We start from the raw sequence: 21,177 nt of genomic DNA, 5'->3' as shown, positions 1-21,177 counted from the left end.
ATCCGCAAAAGCGGACAAACCCCTGAAAAGAGAGGCTAAAATGACAGCGAAGATCTTCATTGATGGCGAACACGGCACCACCGGCCTGCAAATCCGCAGCCGCACCGCCGACCGCCGCGATGTCGAATGGCTGTCAATTCCCGAAGCCGAGCGCCGCAATGCGGCCATGCGCGAAGACATGCTCAACAGCGCCGATATCGCGATTTTGTGCCTGCCGGACGATGCTTCGAAAGAGGCTGTCTCCATGGTGGCTGGCAACAACAATGTGCGGATTATCGACACCTCGACCGCCTTTCGCATAGCTCCTGATTGGGCCTATGGCTTTGCAGAAATGGACAAGGATCAGGCCGATAAAATCCGCTCTGCGCGTTGCGTTGCCAATCCGGGCTGCTATCCAACGGGCGCTGTTTCGCTAATCCGGCCTTTGCGTGCTGCTGGCATTTTGCCTGATGGTTATCCGGTCACGGTCAACGCAGTCTCCGGCTACACCGGCGGCGGCAAGCAAATGATTGCCCAGATGGAAGATGTGAACCATCCTGAGCACATGACTGCCAATAACTTCCTCTACGGCCTGAACCTCAAGCACAAGCATATGCCCGAAATGAAAATTCACGGGTTGCTGGATCGTGCGCCGCTGTTTTCACCCTCCGTTGGCCGTTTCCCGCAAGGCATGATCGTACAGGTTCCGCTGCATCTCGAAAACCTGAACGAAGGTGCCAGCCTGGAAAGCATCCATGCGGCACTGGTTGCCCATTATGCTGGTCAGAATATCGTCACTGTCGTACCTCTCGAAGACAGCGCCAAGCTTGGCCGTGTCGATGCCGAGGAGTTGGTGGGCAAGGACACGATGAAGCTGTTTGTGTTTGGCTCCACGGGTGGTGCTCACGTCAATCTCGTGGCGCTTCTCGACAATCTCGGCAAGGGTGCGTCGGGTGCTGCGGTGCAGAACATGGATCTGATGCTGTCGGCGTGATCGTTTGACACAGTCTTTGCAAGCCCCCTCTGTATCGAGCGTTCTGGTCGATGCGTGGGGGCTATCGAATATTCGGCTGATCGCTGACACCCATAGCAGTTTTGTTTTTCGCGCCACGCAGCAGGAGCTGCCGGTTATTGTGAAAACATTGAAGCCTGAAGGTCGGGGTGAGCGCCCCGGTATGGACTTTCTGCGCTGGCGCGATGGGCTTGGTGCCATCAAGGTGCTAGCGCAAGAGGATGATACCGCCCTCCTTGAAGATGCAGGCCATCTGACACTGAGAACCTATCACGGTCAGGTTGGCGATGTGATCGCCACCGAAATTATTGTCGATGTGTTGCAGCGCCTGCATGCGCCGTCATCCACACCATTTCCTGCCGCCTTGACGCCGTTGCATGCCCATTTTGGCGCTCTGTTTTCACTCGAAAAAGCCGGAGCAAAAGCCTCTATCGCCGATGTGATTGACTGGAGCGCCAGCATTGCCCGACACATGCTGGCCGAGCAATACGTCATCAAGCCGCTGCATGGCGATCTCCATCATGATAATATCATTGGTGGCGAACGCGGTGGCTGGATTGCCATCGATCCACAAGGTTTGCTGGGTGATCCGGCCTATGATGTTGCCAATGTGTTTGGCAATCCGCTTTACGCCACAGACGAGATTCTTGATCCGCAACGGGCGATACGGTTGGCAAGGCGCTTTGCAACAGCACTCGACTGCACCGCCTCCAAGATCCTGCGCTTTGCGGCGGCCCATGCCGGACTGTCCGCTGCGTGGACGCTTCAGGGCGGCCTCACGCCTTCAGGACAGATCAATCTCGATGAGCGATTAGGCTTTGCGCGCATGGCAAGGTCCATACTTGCTGAACAGTTCGTCGACTGATCCGCACCTCGTCTCCCACACATTCACGCGCTATTGTGTCGCTATTGATTGCAGGAGCGACACCATGACCCAAACAGCCCGCCTTCCCGTTTACTTCGTCCCCCACGGTGGCGGACCTTGGCCCTTCATGGAGTTTCCCAAGGATGAAACGGGCCGCGGCCCATGGGATGAGTTGGCGGAGTTTCTGACGCATTTTCCGAAAAACGTTGGCAGCACGCCAAAAGCGATCTTGATGGTGTCCGGCCATTGGGAAAAAGAGCCGCTTCCAACGGTCAGCACGGCAAAAGCACCCGGCATGCTGTTTGATTATTATGGCTTTCCGGAACACACCTATCAGCTGTCCTATCCCGCCAAAGGCGATCCGGCCTTGGCGCAGCATGTGCGCGCGGTTTTGTCAGAAGCGGGCATTGCGTCTTCTGAGGATTCGGAACGCGGTTTTGATCACGGCGTGTTCATTCCCATGATGGTCGCCTATCCGGAGGCAGACGTGCCGGTGGTGATGATGTCGCTGAAAAACACCTTGGATACGGAAAGCCATATCGCGCTGGGCAAAGCCTTGGCCAAACTGCGCGATGAGGATGTGCTGATCATTGCCTCTGGCATGAGCTATCACAACATGCGCATGTTTCGTAGCCGAGACACACAGCACGAAGCTGCGGCCAAGCGCTTTGATGATTGGTTGACAGCGGCGGTCGCGCTGGAAGATCCCGATGCGCGAGCATCGGAACTGGCCAAGTGGCATGAAAATCCTGATGCGCTCGCATGCCACGTGCCAGACCATGACCATCTGGTGCCCCTGTTTGTGGCGGCTGGCGCTGCTGGCTCCGATCGGGGCCAGCAGGTTTTCAGTGGTACAATTTGGGGCAAGGCCTACTCAGGCTACCGTTTCGGGTAGCCTGTAAGCCCCATAAAACCCGCGCAGGTGGGCAACCGCAAAGCCCAGCACAATCAGCGCCAGCCCCTGATGGGCAAGCCCGGCATGCAACGGCACATGATGCAGCAGCGTGAAGATTCCAAGCGCCGCTTGCGCTGTGATCAACCAGAAAAGCACAACGCTGCGCCGCGCATGAGACGATTTCGGCGCGGCAGTAAGTGACGTCACCATGTGGTAAAGCGCGACCAGAAACACGGCATAAGCCCCAAGACGGTGCACGAACTGCACGGTTTTGGGGTTTTCAAAGAAATTGACCCAGAGTGGATGCTGGATCAGCAAATCACCGGGCACCAAAGCGCCATCCATCAGCGGCCATGTGTTATAGGTATAGCCTGCGCGCAGACCCGCGACCAGCGCACCCAGATAGATCTGAAACAGCACAAGACACAGCAAAGCCGTGGCCCAACCTTTCGAACTGGCCTTGGGCGGTGCCTCCACATCGCGCTTTCCCAGTCCGCACATGACCCAGACACAGGACGCGAAAATCAGACAGGCTATCACCAGATGGGTCGCCAGACGGTATTGGCTGACCTCCGTGCGCGCCGTCAGCCCGGATGACACCATCCACCAGCCCACAAAACCCTGAAATCCACCCAAAGCCAGAATTGCCAAAAGCCTTGGCCGCAATTTCTTTTCAATGCGGCCAGTCACCCAGAAAAACAGCAGCGGCAGCGCGAAAATCATACCAATGCTGCGGGCCAGAAAGCGATGCGCCCACTCCCACCAATAGATCTCCTTGAAGCCGTCCAGCGTCATGTCTTTGTTCATGCGCTCATATTGCGGAATCTGCTGGTAGAGTTTGAATTCTTCTTGCCATTCATCCACCGACAGTGGTGGAATCACGCCATGAATGGGCTTCCACTCGGTAATGGAAAGGCCGGAATTGGTGAGGCGCGTGGCCCCGCCCACAAGCACAAGCGCAAACAGCGCCAGCACCACAAACCCGAGCCAGATGCGAATGGCGCGGCGATTGCGAAGCTGCCTCGTTAGAAGCGGTGTTGATGTTGGTGATAGGGTACTGGCGATTGTCATTTGTCAATCCTCTTGCAATCCTGTTGATTTGCAACAACAGCCGGTGCAAAACAAGAGTAACAGGTTTGCGGCATGGCGTCGCGGCCAGCATTTCCAAGGTGTTATGATGCCAGTGAGACTGAAAAAATTCATCGGGATTGTTTTAATCGTCGCTCTGGTGATGCTGTATGCGCTGCTGGCCACCACCATTGCCACGCTGACACTGGCACAATCGCCTTGGTGGGTGCATTTTCTCTATTTCCTGCTGTCTGGTGTGCTGTGGGTGGTGCCTGCCATGCTGATCATCAAATGGATGGCCGGACCGGTGCAGAAAAACAGGCCTTGACCCTTGAGCGTCAATGCCGACCATCGTGAAACCATGACCGCAGCTGCGGGCGCGCGCCCTTCCCCGGTCGCGATATCCATGGATGTCTTCTCCAGCATGGAGCCGCTTGAGCAAGAATGGCGCGCATTGGAGCGCGACGATTATTGCTCCTTGCACCAAAGCTATGACTGGTGCCACGCATGGGTGCAAACCCATAACAGCCCGCTGGCTATCCTGCGCGGCCAAAGCGGCGGGCGCACTGTGTGCATTCTGCCCTTGGAAATCTCCCGTCGCACTATAGTGCGCAAAGCAAGCTTTATCGCGGCCCCGTTCAGCAACATCAACACGGGATTGTTCGATACCGCTTTTCGCCACTCGATCGGCGCTGAAACCACAAGAGCATTGCGCCAGCAGATCACATCAGCACTGACCCATCATGCCGATCTGCTGCACCTCTCCAATATTCCCTTGTTATGGCGCAATCAGCGCCACCCCTTGGCTGGTCTTCCCGCGGTTGAAAATCAGAACCACGCTTTTCAACTGCCTCTGTTTGATGATTTCCAGGCCACGATTGCGCAGTTGAATGCCAAAAGGCGGCGCAAAAAATTTCGCAACCAGCAACGCAAGCTCAACGAGCACGGCGGATTTGACCATATTGTTGCCGAAAGCACCGACGAGAAGACCCGCCTGCTTGCGCTGTTTTTCGAGCAAAAAGCGGTGCGATTTGCAGACCTTGGCCTCCCCGACGTGTTTCACGCAACCGAGACACAAGCCTTCTTCCATCATTTGCAACACAGCCCGCGCGAAGGTCAAAATGCTGCGCTGGAGCTCCATGCCATTCGTCTCAAGGGTGACTATAGCGGTAAAATTTCAGCCATTGCCGGGTTATCGCGCAAAGGCGATCATGTGATCTGCCAGTTTGGCTCGATTGATGCGAGCTTGGTGCCGGAGGCCAGCTCAGGTGAATTGCTGTTTTGGCTGATGATTGAACGATGCTGTGCGCAAGGAGCCCGGGTGTTTGATTTTGGAATTGGCGACCAGAGCTATAAGCGGGGCTGGTGCCCGGTTGAAACGGTTCACCACGATATTGTGCTGCCGATCACCCCAATTGGCCACATTGCCGCCAATGCCCAAAGGCTGCTGACGCGCACCAAAAGCGTGATTAAAACCAATCCCAGGCTCTATGCCTGCCTTCAAAAAATCCGGGCAAAGGGCATCAAGCCCAGCCAATCTAATGACACGGATGATTGAGCTTTCGAGCCTTCACGCAGCGTCGCGGTCTTCGCCATCCGGCGGTGATGCCGTCTCGCTCATCAGCACAAGGTCGGTGTATCCCACGGCCTCAAAGGTCGCCATGATCTCGGACAATTGCTGGCGATCCGGCTGCGGAGCAGACAGAATGATTTCATGCTCCTGCGCCCGGCACAGGTGAGATACATTTTCAGCGCTTGCCGGTCCGCACTCAATCATCACCAGATCATACACATCGGCCAGCGCCTCAATCACCATCGACAAGCGATCCATACCGCGCAGGGCCTGGCGGATATCGGCATTGCCCTTAGGCATAATGTGAGCGTCCGAGCTTTGATCGGCATGGATTGTCTCGCCAAAGGCAACATCGCCACAGACCAGATCCGTCACGCCGGGCAAATCCTTGCTTTCAGCCATCAATGCGGTCGGGCAACCTGAGCCGGTCATATCAATCAAGATCACCGTGCGGCCTGCCTTGGCGATGGCGCGGGCCAGCATCACGGTGGCGGTAGAGCCATCATCGCCCGAGGGCGAGATGGCAACCGCCTTGGAAATGCCGTTGCGGGTGAGATAGCGGGCAACCGATGCAATGGAAAATTCGCTGTCAGCAGCAACCTGCTCCGGCGTGGCTGCAACGCTCTCATCGAGCGGCGAATGCGTTTCTTCCAAAGCCTCTGTTTGAACCTCGTGGGCGCTGAAGGCAGCACGCGCTTGCGCCACAGACTGCGCCTTTGGCTTTGGCTGCGGATCAACCGGTGCAAATTCCGGCTCGTCACGATCCAAACGCCGCGCACGCGGTGATGGATCATGGCCACCAAGGGGTTCAACCGGACCAACAGGCTTCAACGCTCTGCCGCTAAACAACTCGGCAAACATGGTGATGATGATGCTCAACACCAGCGTTGCAACACCGGCAACAATGGTGATGGTCAGCACTTTGGGAAAATTTGGCGATCCCGGCTCGGATGCCTTTGAAATGACGCGCGCATCGGCGGGCGTTGCATTGCGGTCCATTCGGCTGGTGGCTTCCCGATAGCGGGCCAGATAGGTTTCCAGCAATTGCCGTTGGGCTGCAGCTTCGCGCTCAAGCGCGTTGAGACCCACCTGCCGATCTCCGGCTTCCGCGCTCTGGGCCTTGGTGGCATTCAGCTGTTTCACCAGATCCGCTTCACGCATTTTGGCAACATTGGCATCCGCTTCCAGGCTGGACACGACTTTGCTGGTTTCTTGCGCAATCTGCGCCCGCAAACTGGCCAATTGGGCCTTGAGCGCCTTGATGCGCGGATGACCATCGAGAAGACTGGTGGACAGATCCGAAATCTGCGCCTGCACACTGGCCTCGCTCTGCTTCAATTGCTGCACGGCGGGCGACGCCATGACAATATCCAGATTGTCGGTGGGTTTGCCAGCCCGCATCGCAGCCCGCGCATTTTGCGCCCGTGCTTCGGCGCTGGCCCGCTCTGCCCTCACCCGCGACAGCTCAGTGGCGATATTGTTCAGCTCAGTAGAGGCAAGGGTTGAGCCTTCGCCGGTTGGCAACAGATCGGCTTGTCGGCGATAATCCGCCACCTTCTTTTCAGCTTCCGAGACTTTTTTGCGCAGATTGGCAATTTCCGGCTCCAGCCATTTGGCGGCGTCCTGATTGCTATCCAGCTTGGCACCGCTTTGCAGGTCCAGATAGACTTTGACCATTTCATTGGGAATGGCCGCCGCAAGCTTTGGATCTTTCGAGGAAAACTCGATGCCAATAACCCGCGATTTCTCAACCTGATAGACCTGCAATTTGCTCAGGAACGTCTGGATAACCCGATCTTCCGGGGCCAGATCCAGCGGATTCTTTTTCAAATGCAGCATCACCAGCAAATCGGAGAGCGCCGATGGATGCAGATCAGGATCAAACTCCGGCAATTCGTAGAGTTTGAGGTCTTTGACCACCTGACGGATCAAGTCCGCCGAGCGAAACAGCTGCACCTGACTGACGATATTAAGATCATCCAGCACCGGCTCTGATGACGCAGATTTCGCATTTTCGGCGTCATAATTGGGGGCACGAGGCTCGATCAGCACCGAAGTTTCGGCCCGGTACGTGGGCTTGATCATGCTTGCGCCTACAAAAGCCACACCCGCCATCAAGCAGGTGGCAAGCGCTATACGACCCTTCCGCTGCCAGACGGCGCGAAAGAGCTGCAAGAGATCAATATCCACATCCTGAGGGGATGTGCCCGGCTGACCCGTCATTGCGCCACTCCTTGAATTATCAGCAATCTGTAAATGAACATGGTAACGTAATGGTTAATTCAAGCACCGCTCCTGCCGCTGAACTTCGTCACATCACAGATCATCTTGCAGCATATTATCCAAAATCGGATCGACTTCATGGCGAAGGCCATGAGCAAGCACGTCACGGCCCAAGCATTATACACATTCGGCCATGCTTAATTCTTGCGAAGTTTACATCATAAACGCCCCAACTGTGGTAACAAATGCCGTGAACCGGCCGAGGGTTTACGCACCGTTAACTATAGTGGCCGATAAGAACTCTATTGTGATATTTCTCGCCGGGAGTGCGATTACGTATGGTTATCGCCAAAAAAATCTTGCTGGCCTTGGCTGTGGTGGCAATGGCAGCCCTTGCAAGCTGCTCATCCTATCAGCCAGCGTCAAAGGTCTTTCATCGCTCCACCATCGAGCCCTACCGGCTGGACAGTGGCGACCGGCTGCGCATTACCGTTTTCGAACAGGCTGGCTTGACCAACACCTATACGGTTGATCAGGCGGGTTATATCGCCTTCCCATTGATTGGTCAGGTTGCCGCCCGTGGCCTGAGCCTGCCCCAGCTTGAAGGGTCCATCGCCCAGAAATTACGCAAGGGCTATCTGCGCGATCCCGATGTCAGCATCGAAATTGACCGCTACCGCTCTATCTTCGTGATGGGCGAAGTGGGCCAGCCGGGGCAATATTCCTACGTGCCGGGCATGACCTTGCAAAACGCCATCGCGGTCGCAGGTGGCTTCACCAGCCGTGCCAATCAGCGCGATATGGATGTGACCCGCAAAGTCAACGGCACCATTGCCACCGGCAGAGTTCCTGTGACCGATCCTATCATGGCGGGTGATACCATCTACGTGCGTGAACGGCTGTTTTGATGGATGAACCTCGGCCTTTGCGCATCATTCATTGCTTCCGCTCGCCGGTTGGCGGCATCTTCCGCCATGTTCGCGATCTTGTCGAGCAGCATGATCGGGCCGGGCATGAGGTGGGCATTGTCTGCGATAGCTCCACAGGTGGTGCGCACGAAGCAGCACTTTTTGCCGAATTGGAGCCAAAGCTGAAGCTGGGTTTGGTGCGTCTGCCCATTCGCCGCGCCATTGGGCCGCAGGATTTTGCGGCCGTGAAGCAATGCTACCTGCACATCAAATCTCTCAAGCCGGATGTGTTGCACGGCCATGGAGCCAAGGGGGGAGCCATTGCCCGCATCATCGGCACTGTGTTGCGCTCCAAAGGTCTGCCCGTTGCCCGCTTCTATTCTCCCCACGGCGGTAGCCTGCATTATCGTGCCAACACCTTGATGGGCAAAGCCATCTTCACGCTGGAACGATTGCTGGAACGTCAGACGGAGGCCATTGCTTTCGTCTGTGGTTTTGAGCAATGGAGCTATCAAACCAAGGTTGGCGAGCCACGCTGCCCTTATCGGCTGATTTATAACGGCATCAGCGATCAGGAGTTTCAACCCATTGCCACTGCCGATGATGCCGTTGATTTCGCGTTCATCGGCATGCTGCGCGAATTAAAAGGGCCAGACGTCTTTATCAATGCTTTTCAATGCGCTGAAAGGCAGCTTGGCCGACCGCTCAGGGCCGCCATGATCGGCGATGGGCCAGACCGTGATACGTATGAGAAAATGATCGTGCGCCATGGTCTTGGCCAACGCATCAAGCTTCTTCCAGCCATGCGCGTGCGCGATGCATTTGCCATGAGCGACATCATTGTGGTGCCCTCGCGGGCCGAATCCATGCCCTATATTGTGCTGGAAGCCGTGGCTGCGGGAAAATCCGTCATTGCCAGCCGCGTCGGCGGCATTCCGGAAGCCTTGGGCAAAACCAGCCCTGCCCTTGTCGAGCCAGACAACCCGGAGGCTCTGGGGGCCATTATGGTCAATGCTTTGATTGAGCCGGAGTGGAAATTGAAAACCATGCCCGAGCCAGAGCAATTTTACGCGGCATTTTCCGCATCAACCATGGCAAGAGAAATGCTTGCGCTCTATTATCAGCACATTGAAAATACAACGCCATCGGAAATCGGCGAATAGTAAATCCTGCTGGTTTTACTGAAAGTGATGGCGAGCAACGACTGATATTCAAAATGGGCTAAACCTTCTTTAGTATATTTCCTGTAAGAGCATGATGTCGTATAATGGGACGCTGTCATGAGGACTCCGAACACGTTGGACATTTCAAAGCTCCGTCGAAAATTGCGTGATGAGGTTGGTAATGTCACCACCCTCTCGTCGGCCAAGGATCAGGATGAAGCGCAACTGTCTCCAACAGCCAGCCTCGTCGCAAAACAATTGCGAGAGGCAAGTCGCTCGCCGATCATCATTCTCGGCCAGTTGGGCTTTTTTGAATTCAGCTGCATTTTGGCAATCGGTTTTGCAATCTATTGGCGGACCATGGCCAATGCCACCATCAGCTTCGCACTCGACGCCGGTTTTTCCGCCGTTGGTGTGATCGCCTATACATTGTTTTTGCTTTTGGCCGACGGCTACCAGATCCACGTTCTTCGCACGCCAGCGCAATCCATCAAGCGCGCGCTTGTCAGCTGGGCGCTGTGCCTGCTCCTGATGGCTTTGGCCTGCTTTGTTTTTCAAGGACCGCATGCGCTCTATGTCTGGCTTGGCTGCTGGGGGGCTGTGGGCTGCGGCTTCATTGTCATTGAGCGATATTTGCTGGCACTGGGCATTCGTCGCTGGACGCGCAACGGCCTGATTGAGCGCCGGGCCGTGATTGTTGGTGGCGGCGATCCAGCCAAGAGCTTGATTCGCAGACTGGAAAGCCAGGAAGACAACGACATTCGCATCTGCGGTATCTTCGATGACCGCCAAGGTGAGCGCTCGCCCAATATGGTCGCGGGCTACCCCAAATTGGGAACCGTGGCCGAGCTTGTGCAATTCGCCCGTGAAGCGCGCATTGATATGCTGATCATCTCATTGCCGCTCAGCGCTGAGGCCCGCATTCTGCAACTGCTGAAAATGCTATGGGTTTTGCCAGTCGATATTCGGCTTGCCGCCCATTCCGACAGCCTGATGTTTCGCCCCCGCGCCTATTCGCATGTTGGCGATGTGGCGATGCTGGACTTGCTCGACAAGCCCATTCGCGACTGGGATTCGGTTGCCAAACGCATCTTTGACATCACCTTCAGCCTGATCGCTCTGGCGCTCGTCTGGCCTATCATGTTGGCTGCCGCCATTGCGGTACGCACGACATCAAAAGGGCCGGCGCTGTTTATCCAAAAACGCCATGGTTTCAACAACGAGATCGTGAATGTCATGAAATTCCGCTCGATGTACACCGAAATGAGCGATCCGACGGCCAAACTTGCCGTGACGAAGAATGATCCGCGCGTCACCCCCGTCGGGCGCTGGCTTCGCAAATCGTCCATGGATGAATTGCCGCAGCTTTTCAACGTGTTGAGAGGCGATCTTTCTCTGGTTGGGCCACGCCCCCATGCCGTTTTGGCCCAAACGCGCGATCGTCCCTATGGCGATATCGTGGAAGGATATTTTGCCCGCCATCGGGTCAAACCCGGCGTCACCGGTTGGGCGCAGGTCAATGGCTGGCGCGGTGAGATTGATAGTGATGAGAAAATCAAAGGCAGAACGGCCTGCGATCTCTACTATATCGAAAACTGGTCTCTGCTTCTCGATCTGAAAATACTGTTCATGACCCCGTTTTGCCTGCTCAATACGGAAAATGCCTATTGAGCGCGCTGGCAACCCACGCCACCCCTGTATATCAACCGGGAATAGCCACCGCCCGGCTGATTGGTACGGGATTGATTGGCCTCGGCATTTTCCTGCTCGGTTTTGTTTTCCAGGAACCCGCCCCTTATGAACTGTTCATGGCGGCGCAAATCCCGCTGTGGTTTTTATTGGGTCTGCGCGTATCCCGGCGCATTGCGCCCTTGCTGGGCCTGATGCTCACCTTCAACATCGGCGGGCTCCTCTCTCTGACCGTTATGCGTGATCTGGACACCGGCCCCATGTATGTGGCGGTATCAACTTTTCTCGCCATCACCTCGGTGTTTTACGCCGCCATTATTGAAGATCGTCCGGAACGGTTGCTGGTGATTTTCAAGGCCTGGACCTTGGCCGCGGTTGCGACGGCAACTCTGGGCATTCTGGGCTATTTTCACGCCTTCCCAGGCTCAGAAATATTCACCCGTTATGACCGCGCCATGGGGGCGTTTCAAGACCCCAATGTGTTTGGCCCTTTCCTCATCGCGCCATCGCTGTATCTGATACATGGCCTCCTCACCGGACGGTTAATGGCGGCACCCTTGCGCATTATAGGCCTTTTAATCATCTCGTTTGGCATATTCCTGTCGTTTTCACGCGCGGCCTGGGCGCTGTTTCTGTTTTCAGCCGTTGCCATGGTCATCATTCTGCTCATTCAAAAACGCAGCGGTGCCTTTCGGCTCAAGATCTTGCTTCTGGCACTCACAGCAAGTGTTTTGATGGTGCTGACGCTGGCAATAGCCCTTCAATCGGAAAAAGTCCGAACCATTTTTTCGGCCCGCACCGAACTGGTGCAGGATTACGATGGTGGTCATTTGGGACGGTTTGAGCGGCATAGAATTGGCTTCATGATGTCAATGGAACGACCACTTGGCATCGGCCCCCTTGCCTTCAACAAGATATTCCCCGAGGACGAGCACAATATCTGGCTAAAGACCCTCACCACCTACGGCTGGATTGGCTTCGTCTGCTACCTCACCATGATGATCTGGACGCTCTGCTTCGGCTTCAAATATCTGTTGCGCGAGCGGCCGTGGCAGCCCTATCTGATGATCACCTGGATTGTCATGGTGGGACATGCAGCAATTGGCGATGTGATCGATCTGGATCATTGGCGGCATGTCTATCTGTTGTTTGGTATCCTTTGGGGATGCCGCGCCCTTGAAATGCGCTATCAAAGCAAGCTCGCCCGACCGCAACACGCAGCGCTGTAAATCGGCAGCAAAATTGAAACAGATCCCCGGCATTTGTTTTCAAAACTGCAACTTATCTTGCGTGGAGAAGGAACAAATTCGCGACAGCCGCGTTGTTAAGCTGATTATTCTTGAGGGCTGTTATCAGCCCGTTGAAAGTCTTAACATACGGGGCACACTATGAATCGCACAAACGGTCTTTATCTCGTCATCGGCGCACTTGTTGTCGCGGTGGTCGGTCTCGGCGCATACACCTATCACGAACAGACCAAGCCAAAGGGCGTTGAGCTCAGCATCGGTCAGGGCGGGGTTTCCGTTCAGGAAAAATAACCGGTTCCCATTTTTCGGGCAAAGCTGTAGGCCCATACAATCCGCATGAACAACAAAGCCGCGCGTTTATCAAACGCGCGGCTTTGTTTTGATCTGTTAATGATCATTTATCCGGGAAGCAGAACAATCTGCTCACGGACAATAAAAACTCAAATTTTCTGTTTTGCCGAAGAAAGTCCCCAGCGTTCCACCAGAACCTGTGGCAAATGAATGTTGGACGCCAGCATAAATGGCATCTCCTGTCCCTGCCCCGGCAAAATCGGCACGCCGTGGTCGAGATCATCCAGCACGACAAATTCCACTTTGATCGCGCCCTTGTCATCGTGCCATACCTGACCCGTGACTTTGCCAAATTTCTCCGTCTTTGCATTCTCTTCCGACAGGCCATGCACCGCCAGCCATTGCACTCGCAAAGCATCGGCGTTCTTGATGTTCACAACCTGATCATCGCTGCCATGCCAGATGGAAATGCGCGGCCAAACATCATTCTCGGGAGCCGCCTGCTGCACCAGCGCGGCCCATTCATCGGCTGTCTTCACCACGCCATTGCTCATGGCGCTAAATGCATTCATAGCGTCTCGCGCAGCACCAAAAGGCAAACCTGCAACAATTGCACCGGCGCGAAAATCCTCCGGATGGGCCGCCAAAAGCGCCGCCGTTAAAGCGCCGCCTGCGGAAAGGCCCATGATGTATATGGCCTGTGCATCCAGATCATGCCGCTCAACCATTGAGGCCATCATCTGCTGAACAGAACCAACTTCCCCCCTGTCACGCGCAATCGAGCTTGGACGGAACCAATTGAAACAACCGTGAGAATTGTTTGAGCTGTTCTGCTCCGGATAAAGCAAGGCAAACCCAAACTTGCGGGCCAAGCTGCTCCAGCCGCTACCGCAATCAAACTCCTCAGCACTTTGACCGCATCCATGCAACACCACAACAAGCGGCGCGCCGGGCTTCAACCGTGGTGGAATATATTCCAACATGCGCAATGAGCCGGGATTGCTGCCAAAACCGACCACCTCGTTCAAAACGGCACCAACTGGTGCTTCATCTTCTTGAGGTGACGCAGGAGCGTCGAGATGATCAACCAGATTTCCCAGCACTTTTTGAAAATCTCTTTGTTTTCGGATCAACGCTGCCACAGACTCAGAGACATTCATTCGCATTTTTATTGCCTTCCTGACGGCGTGCACCTGATTCGCAAGGCCACTATTGTTTGTCGCTATCGACAAGCAGAATTTTATATTGCTGCACTGCAGCGAATATAGGGCAAACCTGCCGCATTAGCGAGACTGTTCGACCACGCAAACGCCATTCTTGCACACGCGGCCTAATATTTGATTGTTTTTGAAGGAGAAATAAACATGTCAACAGCTTCAAATTATCAGGCGTGATTAAACAGGATCGATGATTCTCAACTTGGTTGCTTTGGCAACCGCGTGCACGGTGTTGCGGCATTTCAGTTTCAATCGCGCCGACGTTAAATGCCCACGCGCCGTATAATCCGAGATGCTCAAAATGAGCGATATTTCCTTGTGGCTCTTGCCTTGCGCCGCCAGAGCAAGGCACTCTCTTTCACGACGGGCAAGCGGGCGCATATCGTCAACAAAGCTATTTTGCTCTGCCTTTGCAAGGTGATGAATGGCAACAGCAATGTCGCGCCACGCCGCAGCGTGAGCTTCGACCAGAGCGGCCCAGGCGGATGGTGTTGCACAGGTATTGAACGACAGCACGGCCCTTCCCTTCCCATCATCGGTCAGCGGAATGCTATAGCCGAACTCGCCAACGCCAAATGTCCTGGCATCCCGCAGCATATCGAGCCCGGCACCTGTCCATTCCAGATCGCCCCAATCAAACGGACGATGACTGTCCATGACCTTCAAAACCACGGGATCAATGTTCACGTAGTTTTTCGTCAGGTAATGCCCCACCCATTCCGCAGGATAGGTTGTTCGGACAAAGGGGGAATCGACCGCCGACACTGTGTTTTGCATCACATGGTAGGTCGCGTGCTCAACCTGATAAATCTCGCAGAGCGCTTTCAGGGCAGAAATGACATCAGACGCCGTTTTTACCGCATCCCGCGCTTTTGTTTGCGCCATGGCGAGGCTTGATGCAGAACGCTCGTCCATTTTTAACCTGCACATAAAACGGAATTGAAACGAAAAATAAATTGCGCAACACGAACACAAGTGTCGGTGCGGACTATAATCCAAATTTCTGGAGGATTTTTTAAATGGTCGGAACGGCAGGATTTGAACCTGCGACCCCTTGACCCCCAGTCAAGTGCGCTACCGGGCTGCGCTACGCCCCGACCCGCTCCTAAGAGCAAGGTTGACTTAGAGTCTTTACCCTTCGCGCGCAAGCCTAAAATTGCACCTTCTTCCAAAAAAATACGGCTTTGAACAGAAGGTTGATGATCGCCCACACGATGGGTAAGCTGTGCACCGAACCAACCCTATCGCCCCCGCTTTTCGTGCACTTCCGAAAGCCTCGGCAATTGTGCGGGCCTTGCTGGTAAAGGCATATATTAGCGCGATAATTTGAATTTGGGTGACACGTCGTGAAATACAAAAATAAGCGTAAAATTTAACCATCTGCCGGGGAACCTATGGCTGCTATCCGCGTTCTGAAGGGCGGAGAAAAAACATGCCAGTAGACAGACAATTTGAACGACCCATTTCCCTCGTTATCGAGGGTTCCCACCACGTTATCGGATCGATTCGGGAGGCCGCCTGGTTTCTTGCGGATCGATGGCCCGATTTTTCCAGCACGTCATTTCGCAAAGCACTCAGTGCCTGTGCGGATGCGCTGGAGGGTAAACGCTCAGCTGCCTACGCCAGACGAGCGTTGCTTGTTGCCGCACGTCGAGACAAGATTGAGATCGGGGTGTGATCTCAATCGACTCCGGCATCTGTGTGGAAAGAAGGAAGGCTCACGGCGCTGACGAAGTTAGCGCACCTGATCCAGCAATCGTTTGCATTCGAGAAGATCAAACAGGGTTTCCTGCAACAGGGCCCTGTCTTCTTTGTTGATCGACCCTTTGCCGAGGGAAATCTCCGGAGCGCCATCGTCGCCACCGCCAAAACCGAAAAACCGGCTTGTCGGGCGCGGCTTTACCTGGCCCACCATCTGGTCATCGTCAAGCCCCAGAGACGGCTCATCGCTGATGGTCTGGCCTGCAGCCACCAGCGCTTCCATGGTTGCCAGATCGCCCGAGGCAACTGCGACAACAAACTTGTTACCATTGGTTTTCAGAAGTTTCTGCACACCCTTGATGGTGTAGCCATGGTCATAAAGCAGATGGCGAATGCCCTTGAGCAATTCCACATCATCGGGCCGATAATACCGTCGTCCACCGCCGCGCTTCAAAGGCTTTATCTGCGGAAAACGTGTTTCCCAAAAACGAAGCACATGCTGCGGCAGATCAAGATCATCCGCCACTTCGCTGATTGTGCGGAAGGCGTCAGGGCTCTTATCCAATGCGGTGGCTCCATCATGTCGAATTGGAATGACTTGCCTGCTGAGGATCAAGCGGTGGGTGCTTCACACACCAAATTCAACCGCTTTTGAACCAACGTCAGGCACTATCCATAATGCGTTTTGGCAAAATTCAGTGAGCAGGATTGGCGGGCTTCTGCTTGGATTTTCTGGCCAGATGCGAGCGAAGAATACGCTGCTTCAACACATTCGACGCCTTGAAGGTCATAACCTTGCGAGGGGAAATAGGAACCTCCTCGCCGGTCTTGGGGTTGCGGCCAATACGCTCATTTTTCGCGCGCACCTGAAAGGTGGCAAAAGATGAGAGTTTGACCATCTCGCCGCGCACAATCGCATTGCAGATCTCGTCGATAACCGTTTCGACCAGTTCCGCAGATTCAGTGCGAGAAAGACCAACCTTGCGGAAAACCGACTCAGCCAAATCCGCCCGCGTCACAGTTTTGCCCGTCATAGCATCCCGTCCGTTTATCCATTAATACCGTTGAAGCGAGAGAGTATTGATCCAATCTCGATCGGTCAAGCGCCGTTAACAACTTGTTTTTGCGGCACTACCAGCGCAGCAGCACCGCACCCCAGGTAAAGCCGCCGCCCATGGCTTCCAAAAGCACGACATCGCCCTTTTTGATACGCCCATCAGCCACAGCAACAGACAGCGCCAGTGGAATGGAGGCCGCAGATGTATTGCCGTGATTTTGAACGGTCACCACAACTTTTTCCAGCGGAATGCCAAGTTTTTTGGCCGAACCATCAATGATTCGGCGGTTTGCCTGATGGGGCACCAGCCAATCAATATCAGCCGCTGTCATGTGGGATGCTTCAAACGATTGCTCGATCACATCGGTAATCATGCCCACGGCATGCTTGAAAACCTCGCGGCCTTCCATGCGCAATTGGCCAACAGTGCCCGAGGTGGAAGGACCGCCATCAACATAGAGCTTTTCACGATGTGCACCATCGGAGCGCAAATGCGCGGTCAACACGCCACGATCGGCTGTTGTCCCCTCGCCTTCTGCCGCTTCCAGAATCATAGCACCTGCGCCATCGCCAAACAAAACGCAGGTGGTGCGGTCTGTCCAATCGAGAATGCGCGAAAATGTTTCAGCGCCAATCACCAGCACGCGTTTGGCCAGACCGCCCCGAATATAGGCATCTGCCGTGGTCACGGCATAGACAAAGCCGCTGCACACCGCCTGCACATCAAAGGCAAAGCCATGGCTCATGCCCAAGCGGTTCTGGATGTTCACAGCCGTTGCGGGAAAGGTGTTGTCCGGCGTCGAGGTCGCACAGATGATCACATCAATATCGGCCGCAGTCAGACCCGCCGCCTTCAGCGCAGCCTCGGCGGCCTCCGCACCCAGCGATGCCGTGGTTTCACCTTCACCCGCAATATAACGCTGCTCGATACCTGTACGCTGAACAATCCATTCGTCGGTTGTATCAACGATGGTTTCCATCTCGCGGTTACTTAACACTCGCTTGGGAAGAGAAGCCCCAACACCGCGAACAACTGAACGAATCATTTTCTGTATATCCTGTTCGTCACGCTGCTTCCGGTCCCGCACTGGACGGCAAAAGAGCGTGATAAAGTTTCAAGTCGTTTTCGATCTTCTGCGTCAGGCCATTGCGCACCATGTCGTAACCAACCTCGATGGCTGCTGCAAACCCTTCGGCATCCGTTCCGCCATGACTTTTTATGACAATGCCATTTAATCCGAGAAACACGCCGCCATTGACCTTGCGGGGATCCATTTTCTCGCGCAGCGCATCAAAGGCACCTTTGGCGAAAATATAACCGATGCGCGACAGCAAACTGCGCGACATCGCCGCGCGCAAATATGCGGCAATCTGCTTGGCTGTGCCTTCAGCGGCTTTGAGCGCGATATTGCCGGTGAAGCCTTCGGTCACCACAACATCCACCGTGCCCTTGCCCAGATCATCGCCCTCGACAAAACCGTAATAGTTCAAACTGTCAATATTGGCTTCGCGCAGCAGGCGTCCTGCTTCACGCACGTCTTCCTGGCCCTTGATTTCTTCAACGCCAACATTGAGCAAGCCAATGGTCGGGCGCTCAATCTCAAACAGTGCGCGCGCCATGGCACCGCCCATGACGGCAAAATCCAGCAATTGCTTGGCATCGGCACCAATGGTCGCGCCAATGTCGAGCACAATGCTTTCCCCTTTCAGGGTTGGCCAGATGCCGGCAATGGCAGGCCGCTCGACATTGGGCATCATGCGCAGGCAAAACTTGGCCATAGCCATCAGCGCGCCCGTGTTGCCAGCAGACACTGCCACATCGGCATCCCCCGTTTTCACAGCAGCAATGGAGCGCCACATGGTGGATACGTTGCGGCCACGGCGCAGCGCCTGGCTTGGCTTTTCATCCATACCAATGGCAACGTCGCACTCATGAAAAACCGACTTTTCCTTGAGCTTAGGATAGTTTGCAAGCAAAGCTTCGCACTTGTCGCGCTGGCCAAACAGCACGAACGTAATCTCTGGATGGCGCTCCAGCGCCTTCGCTGCCCCTGGAATGACAACTTCAGGACCGAAATCGCCCCCCATGACATCGAGAGAAATCTTGACCACGCGTCTTTATCCCTTCTTTTCACCACCTGGCGAAATTTTGGCCAAAATACTGTTTTTGACCCGGCACACAACATATTTGTGTTAAACTTCGAAGGTGTTGTTCACAGTCTGAAGGACCGGGCGCGACCCGATCCATGCATCAGCTGAGTAGTTTGTTGGTTTATTGCGTTTTTTAACGAGAAAAACGGCCTCCCACACACACCGATCTAATCTTTTTTCCAGTCTTTTAAAGCAGCAAAAGGTGACGGGCGAATGATTTCGGCTCCCGAATCCTCAACATGTCCGGAAAATTCAATGCCTGGCTTTCTGGGATAAGGCTCAATTGCCATCGCCGCAAACTCGGTGACCAAGGCCCCGGCATCAATGGTATCGCCTGTGAAAGGCTCCGGCAGATCCGGGCCTTCAGGGTCAACCACCATTTCGCCATGGCCATCCAGCATCAAACGGGCCAGCTTGGAGCCTTCCGGCACATAGACCTGCTCAAGTTGTTCATTTATCTTGCACAGAACCGGCTCAAGCGTCACCACGCAGGCTTGGCTGAGCTCACCCTCAACAGAGCCCTTGATGCGCACGCCATCTTTTTTCCAGCGTGAAATCTGCAAATCCGCCTTGAGAAAGCGCACATTCAGCACATTCCACAGCTTGGCCAGCCCCTTGAGCTCGGCCTCATTGGCTTCTAAATGCACCCGCACCGCGTTGGCGGAGATGTTCCCCACCTTGACGCTATAGGAAAAAGGATTGTCCATATCGCCCAAACCCTGCAATTTCATTGTTGACCCTGTTCTTCTGGAGAAAGCAGCACAACAGATCCGGTAACAACCACGTCTTCCGGCGTGTTTATCAGCTCCGTCTCGGTCAGCAAAGCCCAACGGGCCAGCTCGATCATATCGGCTGCATCGGCAGTTTCGGGGTGTATATTGCGTTTCAGCGCGGCTGCAAGCCCTTGGTCGTCTTTTTGATCCAGAGCCTGACCATAGGCTTCCAGCCGGCCATAGAACATTCCTGCCAGTTTTTTCATGCGCTTGGGCACAGATTGATCCCCGATGCCAAGCTCCCGAATGGAATGGTCGATATCCTGAAAAAAGGCATCGATGATTTCCTGCGCGACTTCCTGCCCACTGGTTTGCGATTTCGTGGTGCGTCGCAGATAGAGAATCATCACCAGAGACAGCATCTCAAACCGTCCCATCACCGTATCGGGCACGTCCAGCGACAGGTAGAATTGGGGTAAGCGCGCGGCCTGCGTCAGAAGGGCATATTGCCGATCGACAATCTGACGGTTGTTCTTTCTGGTCTTGAACAAGTCAAAAATCATGACAAAGCCTACTTTACTGGTTTGGCAGGGGCGCAACCGCCTGGCCGATGTTGCATGATGACGCAAGCTGGTTTACCGAAGCAGTGGTGAATTGCAATGCCGCTTGCTGAGCCCGCCTTGAATGCAGGCCGGGCGAGCGGTCGTAAAACGTGATATTATTTGGACAAAGCATATCATTGCAAGTTGCCTTTGCGGTTTCCCCGGAAAGGACACAATGATATGGGCAACACTCAACGGCTTCAGCACACACGCGGGCACAAGAGAGAGCGGGCACAAGAGAGCATGATGGGAGACGCATCATTGAAGAGACGGTATTTCCAGCCGCACGTTAAAACCGTGGGCATGGCTGCGATAACCCTGCTGATCGCAACGGCTGGGCTTTCCGGCTGCCAAACGAGCGAAATCTATCACAACGGTTACATTGTTGACCCGCAGGCGCTTGAGCTGGTGCCGGTTGGCTCCAGCCGCGAGCAGGTGCTGCTCAGCCTCGGCACGCCATCGACCACGGCGACCTTTGACGGCGAGGTGTTCTATTACATCTCCCAGACCCGCAAGCGTCCTGTTGCCTTCATGAAGCAGCAGATTGTGTCACAGCAGGTTCTGGCCATTTATTTCAGCAAGGACGGCGTTGTCACACGGCGCGCCAATTACACGCTCAAGGATGGCAAGGTCTTCGACATGGTGTCCAGCACCACGCCAACCGGCGGCAGAGACATGACCTTCCTGCAGCAGATTCTGTCTGGCGGCGGCGGCGGTGCCAACAGCATGAAGAACTTGCTGGGTATGCAATAAGCTTTCACAAGCAACAAAAAGAAACCCGCGGTTATCGACCGCGGGTTTTTTATTGTCGAGATCAGCCTGC

At 54.8% G+C, this 21,177-nt stretch carries 22 protein-coding genes and 1 tRNA gene; 12 read left to right on the top strand and 11 right to left on the bottom strand.

The window, feature by feature from the left end; translation table 11 throughout:
• Positions 1 to 40 precede the first annotated feature (40 nt).
• The 3 genes from argC (at position 41) to BJF95_RS16350 (ending at position 2,751) form a co-directional block, all read left to right on the top strand.
• Positions 41 to 973: an N-acetyl-gamma-glutamyl-phosphate reductase gene (argC, locus tag BJF95_RS16360; protein WP_075640536.1), complete on the top strand. Its 933-nt coding sequence runs from the start codon at positions 41 to 43 to the stop codon at positions 971 to 973.
• Positions 974 to 977: 4 nt separating this feature from the next.
• Positions 978 to 1,856 (top strand): aminoglycoside phosphotransferase family protein, encoded by an 879-nt coding sequence (locus BJF95_RS16355; RefSeq protein WP_245297353.1) that lies wholly within the window; start codon positions 978 to 980, stop codon positions 1,854 to 1,856.
• 64 nt (positions 1,857 to 1,920) lie between these two features.
• Positions 1,921 to 2,751, top strand: a complete 831-nt coding sequence (locus BJF95_RS16350) for a DODA-type extradiol aromatic ring-opening family dioxygenase (RefSeq protein WP_075640535.1) — start codon at positions 1,921 to 1,923, stop codon at positions 2,749 to 2,751.
• Here the strand turns inward: BJF95_RS16350 and BJF95_RS16345 are convergent.
• On the bottom strand, positions 2,731 to 3,822 hold the full coding sequence (locus tag BJF95_RS16345; protein WP_075640534.1) for a COX15/CtaA family protein: 1,092 nt from the start codon (positions 3,820 to 3,822) through the stop codon (positions 2,731 to 2,733). The two genes, BJF95_RS16350 and BJF95_RS16345, sit on opposite strands and share 21 nt — an antisense overlap.
• A 106-nt stretch (positions 3,823 to 3,928) precedes the next feature.
• Here BJF95_RS16345 and BJF95_RS16340 point away from each other — a divergent pair, with 106 nt between their 5' ends.
• Positions 3,929 to 4,147 (top strand): DUF2842 domain-containing protein, encoded by a 219-nt coding sequence (locus BJF95_RS16340; RefSeq protein ID WP_075641088.1) that lies wholly within the window; start codon positions 3,929 to 3,931, stop codon positions 4,145 to 4,147.
• A 3-nt stretch (positions 4,148 to 4,150) separates the two neighbouring features.
• Complete coding sequence (locus tag BJF95_RS16335; protein WP_245297352.1) at positions 4,151 to 5,377, top strand: GNAT family N-acetyltransferase; 1,227 nt, start codon at positions 4,151 to 4,153, stop codon at positions 5,375 to 5,377.
• Positions 5,378 to 5,389: 12 nt separating this feature from the next.
• Here the strand turns inward: BJF95_RS16335 and BJF95_RS16330 are convergent, their stop codons facing one another.
• The gene (locus BJF95_RS16330; protein ID WP_075640533.1) at positions 5,390 to 7,615 is read right to left on the bottom strand and encodes a Wzz/FepE/Etk N-terminal domain-containing protein; all 2,226 of its coding nucleotides are present in this window, start codon (positions 7,613 to 7,615) and stop codon (positions 5,390 to 5,392) included.
• A 338-nt stretch (positions 7,616 to 7,953) separates the two neighbouring features.
• On the opposite strand from BJF95_RS16330, the gene BJF95_RS16325 reads away from it, so the two are divergent.
• The 5 genes from BJF95_RS16325 to BJF95_RS24125 all read left to right on the top strand — a co-directional run bounded on the left by BJF95_RS16325 (position 7,954) and on the right by BJF95_RS24125 (position 12,913).
• Positions 7,954 to 8,523: a polysaccharide biosynthesis/export family protein gene (locus BJF95_RS16325; protein WP_075640532.1), complete on the top strand. Its 570-nt coding sequence runs from the start codon at positions 7,954 to 7,956 to the stop codon at positions 8,521 to 8,523.
• Entirely contained in the window at positions 8,523 to 9,686 is a 1,164-nt protein-coding gene (locus tag BJF95_RS16320) for a glycosyltransferase family 4 protein (RefSeq protein WP_075640531.1), read from the top strand. Before BJF95_RS16325 ends, BJF95_RS16320 begins: the two co-directional genes overlap by 1 nt.
• Positions 9,687 to 9,803: 117 nt before the next feature.
• A complete protein-coding gene (locus BJF95_RS16315; protein WP_075640530.1) occupies positions 9,804 to 11,357 on the top strand; it encodes an undecaprenyl-phosphate glucose phosphotransferase in 1,554 nt (517 codons plus the stop codon).
• Positions 11,354 to 12,604, top strand: a complete 1,251-nt coding sequence (locus BJF95_RS16310) for an O-antigen ligase family protein (protein WP_075640529.1) — start codon at positions 11,354 to 11,356, stop codon at positions 12,602 to 12,604. Before BJF95_RS16315 ends, BJF95_RS16310 begins: the two co-directional genes overlap by 4 nt.
• Before the next feature lie 159 nt (positions 12,605 to 12,763).
• Positions 12,764 to 12,913: a hypothetical protein gene (locus BJF95_RS24125; protein WP_175577277.1), complete on the top strand. Its 150-nt coding sequence runs from the start codon at positions 12,764 to 12,766 to the stop codon at positions 12,911 to 12,913.
• A 149-nt stretch (positions 12,914 to 13,062) separates the two neighbouring features.
• Here BJF95_RS24125 and BJF95_RS16305 read toward each other — a convergent pair whose 3' ends face one another.
• The 3 genes from BJF95_RS16305 to BJF95_RS16295 all read right to left on the bottom strand — a co-directional run bounded on the left by BJF95_RS16305 (position 13,063) and on the right by BJF95_RS16295 (position 15,227).
• Positions 13,063 to 14,079: an extracellular catalytic domain type 1 short-chain-length polyhydroxyalkanoate depolymerase gene (locus BJF95_RS16305; RefSeq protein WP_075640528.1), complete on the bottom strand. Its 1,017-nt coding sequence runs from the start codon at positions 14,077 to 14,079 to the stop codon at positions 13,063 to 13,065.
• A 228-nt stretch (positions 14,080 to 14,307) separates the two neighbouring features.
• Positions 14,308 to 15,045, bottom strand: coding sequence for a helix-turn-helix transcriptional regulator (locus tag BJF95_RS16300; protein WP_175577276.1), 738 nt, complete (start codon positions 15,043 to 15,045; stop codon positions 14,308 to 14,310).
• Positions 15,046 to 15,150: 105 nt separating this feature from the next.
• Positions 15,151 to 15,227: transfer RNA gene (locus tag BJF95_RS16295), tRNA-Pro, on the bottom strand.
• A 335-nt stretch (positions 15,228 to 15,562) separates the two neighbouring features.
• On the opposite strand from BJF95_RS16295, the gene BJF95_RS16290 reads away from it, so the two are divergent.
• Positions 15,563 to 15,808 carry a DUF982 domain-containing protein gene (locus BJF95_RS16290; protein ID WP_075640527.1) on the top strand — a complete coding sequence of 82 codons (246 nt, stop codon included), beginning with the start codon at positions 15,563 to 15,565 and terminating at the stop codon, positions 15,806 to 15,808.
• A gap of 57 nt (positions 15,809 to 15,865) precedes the next feature.
• Here the strand turns inward: BJF95_RS16290 and BJF95_RS16285 are convergent, their stop codons facing one another.
• The 6 genes from BJF95_RS16285 to BJF95_RS16260 form a co-directional block, all read right to left on the bottom strand.
• Complete coding sequence (locus BJF95_RS16285; protein ID WP_075641085.1) at positions 15,866 to 16,396, bottom strand: MerR family transcriptional regulator; 531 nt, start codon at positions 16,394 to 16,396, stop codon at positions 15,866 to 15,868.
• A 130-nt stretch (positions 16,397 to 16,526) separates the two neighbouring features.
• Entirely contained in the window at positions 16,527 to 16,865 is a 339-nt protein-coding gene (locus BJF95_RS16280) for an integration host factor subunit alpha (RefSeq protein ID WP_075640526.1), read from the bottom strand.
• A 97-nt stretch (positions 16,866 to 16,962) separates the two neighbouring features.
• Complete coding sequence (locus BJF95_RS16275) at positions 16,963 to 17,934, bottom strand: beta-ketoacyl-ACP synthase III (RefSeq protein ID WP_075640525.1); 972 nt, start codon at positions 17,932 to 17,934, stop codon at positions 16,963 to 16,965.
• A 19-nt stretch (positions 17,935 to 17,953) separates the two neighbouring features.
• Positions 17,954 to 19,000: a phosphate acyltransferase PlsX gene (plsX, locus tag BJF95_RS16270; protein ID WP_075640524.1), complete on the bottom strand. Its 1,047-nt coding sequence runs from the start codon at positions 18,998 to 19,000 to the stop codon at positions 17,954 to 17,956.
• A 206-nt stretch (positions 19,001 to 19,206) separates the two neighbouring features.
• Positions 19,207 to 19,770: a YceD family protein gene (locus BJF95_RS16265; protein WP_075640523.1), complete on the bottom strand. Its 564-nt coding sequence runs from the start codon at positions 19,768 to 19,770 to the stop codon at positions 19,207 to 19,209.
• Positions 19,767 to 20,303, bottom strand: a complete 537-nt coding sequence (locus BJF95_RS16260; protein WP_342587951.1) for a ubiquinol-cytochrome C chaperone family protein — start codon at positions 20,301 to 20,303, stop codon at positions 19,767 to 19,769. Before BJF95_RS16260 ends, BJF95_RS16265 begins: the two co-directional genes overlap by 4 nt.
• Before the next feature lie 354 nt (positions 20,304 to 20,657).
• On the opposite strand from BJF95_RS16260, the gene BJF95_RS16255 reads away from it, so the two are divergent.
• Entirely contained in the window at positions 20,658 to 21,107 is a 450-nt protein-coding gene (locus tag BJF95_RS16255; protein WP_425348707.1) for an outer membrane protein assembly factor BamE, read from the top strand.
• The last annotated feature ends 70 nt before the right edge of the window (positions 21,108 to 21,177 follow it).

Origin of the sequence: Rhizobium oryziradicis, assembly GCF_001939045.1 — a bacterium.
Taxonomy (GTDB): domain Bacteria; phylum Pseudomonadota; class Alphaproteobacteria; order Rhizobiales; family Rhizobiaceae; genus Allorhizobium; species Allorhizobium oryziradicis.
Note: the sequence above shows the minus strand (reverse complement) of the source record. Positions and strands in the feature narration are given on the sequence as shown.

Excerpts from the sequence above, each read along its gene's own strand:
- BJF95_RS16315 (WP_075640530.1), top strand. The coding sequence starts at position 9,804 with ATGAGGACTCCGAACACGTTGGACATTTCAAAGCTCCGTCGAAAATTG.
- BJF95_RS16290 (WP_075640527.1), top strand. The coding sequence starts at position 15,563 with ATGCCAGTAGACAGACAATTTGAACGACCCATTTCCCTCGTTATCGAG.
- BJF95_RS16345 (WP_075640534.1), bottom strand. The coding sequence starts at position 3,822 with ATGACAATCGCCAGTACCCTATCACCAACATCAACACCGCTTCTAACG.
- BJF95_RS16325 (WP_075640532.1), top strand. The coding sequence starts at position 7,954 with ATGGTTATCGCCAAAAAAATCTTGCTGGCCTTGGCTGTGGTGGCAATG.
- BJF95_RS16275 (WP_075640525.1), bottom strand. The coding sequence starts at position 17,934 with ATGATTCGTTCAGTTGTTCGCGGTGTTGGGGCTTCTCTTCCCAAGCGA.
- BJF95_RS16305 (WP_075640528.1), bottom strand. The coding sequence starts at position 14,079 with ATGCGAATGAATGTCTCTGAGTCTGTGGCAGCGTTGATCCGAAAACAA.
- BJF95_RS16265 (WP_075640523.1), bottom strand. The coding sequence starts at position 19,770 with ATGAAATTGCAGGGTTTGGGCGATATGGACAATCCTTTTTCCTATAGC.
- BJF95_RS16330 (WP_075640533.1), bottom strand. The coding sequence starts at position 7,615 with ATGACGGGTCAGCCGGGCACATCCCCTCAGGATGTGGATATTGATCTC.
- BJF95_RS16320 (WP_075640531.1), top strand. The coding sequence starts at position 8,523 with ATGGATGAACCTCGGCCTTTGCGCATCATTCATTGCTTCCGCTCGCCG.
- BJF95_RS16350 (WP_075640535.1), top strand. The coding sequence starts at position 1,921 with ATGACCCAAACAGCCCGCCTTCCCGTTTACTTCGTCCCCCACGGTGGC.
- BJF95_RS16340 (WP_075641088.1), top strand. The coding sequence starts at position 3,929 with ATGCCAGTGAGACTGAAAAAATTCATCGGGATTGTTTTAATCGTCGCT.
- BJF95_RS16255 (WP_425348707.1), top strand. The coding sequence starts at position 20,658 with ATGGCTGCGATAACCCTGCTGATCGCAACGGCTGGGCTTTCCGGCTGC.
- BJF95_RS24125 (WP_175577277.1), top strand. The coding sequence starts at position 12,764 with ATGAATCGCACAAACGGTCTTTATCTCGTCATCGGCGCACTTGTTGTC.
- argC (WP_075640536.1), top strand. The coding sequence starts at position 41 with ATGACAGCGAAGATCTTCATTGATGGCGAACACGGCACCACCGGCCTG.
- BJF95_RS16280 (WP_075640526.1), bottom strand. The coding sequence starts at position 16,865 with ATGACGGGCAAAACTGTGACGCGGGCGGATTTGGCTGAGTCGGTTTTC.
- BJF95_RS16300 (WP_175577276.1), bottom strand. The coding sequence starts at position 15,045 with ATGGACGAGCGTTCTGCATCAAGCCTCGCCATGGCGCAAACAAAAGCG.